This is a genomic window from Flammeovirga sp. OC4 (assembly GCF_000812565.1).
Taxonomy (GTDB): Bacteria; Bacteroidota; Bacteroidia; order Cytophagales; family Flammeovirgaceae; genus Flammeovirga.
Map to the genome: position 1 here is coordinate 1 of NZ_JTAM01000120.1, position 3,731 is coordinate 3,731.

Genomic DNA, 3,731 nt, shown 5'->3' on the forward strand with positions numbered 1-3,731 from the left:
ATAATTTAGTTTACAATGTACTTACTACAACAAACAAATATTGGCCTCAAAAGAGTGATATAGCTTTTTTGGGGCCTTTTTTATTGTAAATCCACTAGCACGCAAGTGTTCAGCAAAGCGTCATTTGTGCTTGTATTTGTTATAAGTCTGAAGACTTATAGCTGTAGCATTACAATAAATCTATTTATCACTAAAAGTCTACAGACTTTTTTCAGCTATAGGTCCAAGTCACGCTTTCAGCTTGAGACATGAACGAGTTTAAGTTTTTTAATGTAAATCATTTTTCAATAAGTAAAGTGTAAAAACATTATAAAGCGTGTAATACATCATTTATAAGCGTAAATTGATCTTTAATTTCTCATTTTTTTGGTATTTAAAATAAATAGCGCGTACATTTATGATGTAATACATCATTTATATATAATTAAAAACACATAAAATGACGGAACTAGCATTTACTGACTTAAAAGATAAAGTAGTTGTTGTGACTGGAGGGGCAGGTGTTTTGGGGTTAAGCATTTGTAAAGCATTTGCGACACATGGAGCGAAGTTGGCTATTGTAGACCTCAATCAAGAGAAAGCAGAAAAAATGGCTGCGGAGATTAGAGAAGAGTTTGGCAACGTTAATATTGGTTTATCAGCCAATGTATTAAACAAACAATCTTTGCTTGATGCAAAAGATATTATCAATAATGAACTAGGAAGCATTGACATTTTAGTCAATGGAGCTGGAGGTAATCATCCTAAAGCGACAACGCAAGTGGAGCAGATGGTGGAAGATGATGAAGAAGGAACTTTCTATGATCTTGATTTGGAAGGGTTTGATTTTGTTTTTGACTTAAATTTCAAAGGTACATTACTTCCTTCTATGGTATTTACCAAAGATATGATCGGAAAAGACAACAAAGGTGTAGTTTTGAATATCTCTTCAATGAATGCATATAAACCTTTGACAAAGATCCCTGCTTACTCAGCAGCAAAATCGTCGATTAATAATTTTACGGAATGGTTGGCAATGCATTTGGCACCTCAAGAAATTAGAGTAAATGCCATTGCACCAGGGTTCTTTATCACAGATCAAAACAGATTCTTAGTGACCAATGAAGACGGTTCTTACACTGCAAGAGGTCAGAAAATTGTAAATGGAACACCAATGGCAAAATTTGGGGAACCAGAAGATATTCAAGGAGCAGTCCTTTATTTATGCTCTGATATTTCTTCTTTCGTGACCGGAATTTGCATTCCAATTGATGGTGGTTATAACGCATATAGTGGAGTATAATGAAAAATTTAGGATTAGAACAAACATGGAGATGGTACGGGCCAAATGATCCTGTATCGTTATTGGATATCAAGCAAGCAGGAGCCACGGGTATTGTTTCAGCATTGCATCACATCCCTAATGGAGAAGTATGGACAGTGGAGGAGATCACTAAAAGAAAAGAGGTGATTGAAGCAGTAGGATTGACTTGGTCAGTGGTAGAAAGTGTACCTGTTCATGAAGACATCAAAAAGCAGACGGGAGATTACATACTGTATATCGAAAACTATAAACAGTCGATCAAGAACTTATCGGCTTGTGGTATTGATACGGTTTGCTACAACTTCATGCCGGTTTTAGACTGGACAAGAACAGATTTGTCTTATAAAGTAGAAGATGGTTCGGAGGCATTACGTTTTGATGTGTATGAATTTGCCGCTTTTGAGTTATTTTTATTAAAAAGAGAAGGGGCAGAAAAAGTATATTCAGTAGAGGATCAAAAGAAAGCCAAAGCTGTTTTTGATCAAATGTCAGAAGATAAGAAAGCAGAGTTGGTGAAGAACATCATTGCTGGTCTTCCAGGTGCAGAAGAAGGATATACTTTGGAGCAATTCCAGTCTGTATTAGATAGTTACAAAGGTATTGATGCTCAAAAACTAAGAGAGAATTTAAGGGATTTCTTGGCTGAAATTGTTCCAGTAGCCGAAGAGCAAGGCGTGTATTTAACCATTCACCCAGATGACCCTCCTTATCAGATTTTGGGATTGCCAAGAGTGGTAAGTACTGCACAAGATGTAGCATGGTTGTTTGAGCAAGTGCCTTCATTACATAATGGCTTGACCTTCTGTACAGGTTCTTTTGGTGTAAGATCAGATAATGATTTGGTGGAAATGGTGAAACAATTTGCTGATAGAATCAATTTTATCCATCTTAGAAGCACAAAAAGAGATGATATCGGTAACTTCTACGAAGCCAATCACTTAGAGGGAGATGTGGATATGTTTGGTGTGATGAAAGCACTTTTAGAAGAACAATCCAGAAGAATCAATGAGGGGAAAGGAGAAGTGAGAATGCCAATGCGCCCTGATCATGGACATAAAATGTTGGATGATTTGGTGAAAAAGACAAACCCAGGTTATTCTGGTATTGGTAGACTGAGAGGATTGGCGGAGTTGAGAGGACTGATGCATGGAATAATTTTATCTGAACAAAAAGAAGTATTGTGCATAGAAGAAAGTCTATAAGAATTCAAGAGATCGCAGAAAAGGCAGGTGTTTCAGTAGGTACGGTAGACCGTGCTCTTCATGACAGAGGGAGAGTGGCGCAAAAAACCAAAGATACTGTAATGAAAATTGCTGCTGAACTAGGCTACGCTGTCCCTAAAACCATTGACCGAAAAATCGAGATAGGTGTTTTACTTCCTGATCCGAATACTAATTCATATTGGGAAAAACCATTGGAAGGGATAGTACAGGCCGCAGATCTTTTGAATGATACAGGCTTATCCATCCATCTTCAGCTTTTTGATTACAACAACGAAAACGATTACCTACAAAATGGACATCAGTTGTTGGACGCAAAGTTGGAGGGGATGATTGTTCACCCCAAATACAAGGAGGCTACTTTTGAGCTGATCCGAAGAGCAGAACAGGAGGAAATGAAATTGGCATTTATTGATATGAATGTCATGGAAATTGAACCTGATTATTTCATCGGCCAAAACATTGATGCTTGCGGTGCTTTAGTGGGAAGATTAATAGAGATTTCTACTAGAGAAAAAGAAGATATTTGGGTGGTCAATCCTTATCACGATGAACGTTTACCCATCTCTTTTCAAAGGGAAAGAGCAGTAGTGAATTTCTTAACAAAAAGAGGACAGGATCGATCTAATATTGTCATTATTGATCTTCCTTTAAAAGATAAAAATGCATCTTCTTTTTTTGAAGGTAAGGATAGTCCAAAAGCAATCTATGTTACCAACTCTAGAGTAGCAGAAACTTATGCTCTGATGAAAGAAGTTCAACATTTTGAAGATAAAGAAACGGTCTTTATTGGCCATGATCTGTTGGAAGATAATAAAGAGCTTTTGAAATCAGAGAAAATTGATTTTCTAATCACTCAAGACTCTGCAAGGCAGGGTAGAGAGGTGTTGGAAAATCTATACAAAATAGTAAAAAGTAAACAACACAAGAAAATAGAAACACTATTGCCTCCATCATTGGTAACGAAGGAAAACATTTGATAAGAGGGAAGAGGTTAGAATGAAGAGTTAAGGTGTATTCTATTTTCTGATACTGATCATTTTCACGTTTTGAGTCAAGAAAAAATGGATCGTGTTATAGTCCATAAAATGGTTTATTATGGTCCGTGAGCCACAAGGCATTGTGGCTCTACATGGCTGTGCCTTTTCAATTGAAGTATAATTTTGATTGAAAAGGTTTCTGTAGAGACGCAATGCTTTGCGTCTCAC

At 36.7% G+C, this 3,731-nt stretch carries 3 protein-coding genes; all 3 read left to right on the top strand.

Annotated elements, in window-relative coordinates:
• The first annotated feature begins 439 nt into the window (after window positions 1-439).
• Genes PL77_RS29110 through PL77_RS29120 form a run of 3 tightly spaced genes read left to right on the top strand, consistent with a single transcriptional unit; the run spans window position 440 to window position 3,503 of the window.
• Entirely contained in the window at window positions 440-1,282 is an 843-nt protein-coding gene (locus tag PL77_RS29110; protein ID WP_044213344.1) for an SDR family oxidoreductase, read from the top strand.
• Complete coding sequence (gene uxuA / locus PL77_RS29115; RefSeq protein ID WP_044213346.1) at window positions 1,282-2,505, top strand: mannonate dehydratase; 1,224 nt, start codon at window positions 1,282-1,284, stop codon at window positions 2,503-2,505. The genes PL77_RS29110 and uxuA overlap by 1 nt, the downstream gene beginning before the upstream one ends.
• Complete coding sequence (locus PL77_RS29120; RefSeq protein ID WP_044213347.1) at window positions 2,484-3,503, top strand: substrate-binding domain-containing protein; 1,020 nt, start codon at window positions 2,484-2,486, stop codon at window positions 3,501-3,503. The genes uxuA and PL77_RS29120 overlap by 22 nt, the downstream gene beginning before the upstream one ends.
• Window positions 3,504-3,731: the final 228 nt, after the last annotated feature.